Raw genomic sequence first — 1,342 nt, forward strand, 5'->3', positions numbered from 1 at the left:
GAGAGTATAAAATAGTTTGTGTAAATGAATAAAAATCCTATTGAAAAGGGAATCCCTTCCCCGTATGATTAAATCGTCAAACCAAACCAAAACGGAGGGATTCCCCATGGACCAGTTTACCAAAGATTTAACCAAAACTCTATTATCAAATGGCGATGTTAAAGAACTTTTTCGTCAACAACTCGAAACAGCTATTAATCGAATCTTGCAAGCTGAACTAACAGCTTTGCTTGGTTATGATCCTTATGACCGCTGCGGCTTTAATTCGGGCAATTCTCGCAATGGCCAGTATTATCGCTTAATTGACTCTGAATATGGTAAGTTGAAGATTGCTGTGCCGCGTGACCGTAAGGGCCATTTTCATAACCACCTGCTTCCAGCCTATTCTCGTCGTCAGGACGCTTTAGAAACAACAATCATTCAGCTTTATTCCAAGGGCGTTACGACCCGTGAAATTGCAGATTTGATTGAAAAAATGTATGGCGCTTATTATTCACCTACTACTGTTTCTAATATCACTGCTCAGGTAACAAAACAGATTGAAGCTTTTCATCAACGAGCTATTAAGGCAAACTATGTTTGTCTTTTCTTAGATGCAACTTACCTACCTCTACGCCGTGATTCAGTTCAAAGAGAGGCAGTCTATATTGCTTTAGGTATTACACCTGTCGGCATCAAAGAAGTTCTTGATTATCGAATCGCTCCAAATGAAAACGCAGGAGTTTGGTCAGAAATGGCAGAAGATCTTAAACAACGAGGATTAAAGCAAGTCCAGTTGATCATCGCAGATGGAATGGTTGGTCTGCAGCCAGCATTATTGCACGCTTTCCCGAAAGCCAAATTCCAAAGATGCCTAGTACATGTTATGCGTAATATTGGTTCGCATGTGCGTTTAAAAGATCGTGAAGCAATCTTAAATGATTTTAAAGAATTGCATTCAGCGACCGATGTAACTGCAGCACACAAGATCTTAAATGATTTTTATGGTGCTTGGGAGAAACTGTATTCTAATCTGATCCAGCAACTTAAATCCATTGAAAATGAACTCTTAGCTTTCTTGAGTTTTCCTCCTGCTATTCGACCAACAATTTATTCAACCAATATCTTAGAATCACTGAACAAAAGAATTAAACGCAAGACCAAACCCAAAGAACAGTTTCCAAACGAAAAATCTTTAGACAATTTTATCGGAGTTCAAGTCATAAGCTACAACGAAAAATACTTTAATCGTAGCCATCGTGGTTTTGGTCAAGTCAAAGACACGTTAGAATCACTTTTCGATTAATGGTTTAATTTTACAGGGGAAAGGGATTCCCATTTACACAAACTTCTTGACACTCCC

At 38.6% G+C, this 1,342-nt stretch carries 1 protein-coding gene; it reads left to right on the top strand.

Annotated features, from left to right (window positions below; all coding sequences use genetic code 11):
• Nucleotides 1-106: 106 nt before the first annotated feature.
• Entirely contained in the window at nt 107-1,285 is a 1,179-nt protein-coding gene (locus tag GSM_RS13575) for an IS256 family transposase (RefSeq protein ID WP_010078419.1), read from the top strand.
• The last annotated feature ends 57 nt before the right edge of the window (nt 1,286-1,342 follow it).

This window comes from Liquorilactobacillus mali KCTC 3596 = DSM 20444 (assembly GCF_000260415.1).
Taxonomy (GTDB): Bacteria; Bacillota; Bacilli; order Lactobacillales; family Lactobacillaceae; genus Liquorilactobacillus; species Liquorilactobacillus mali.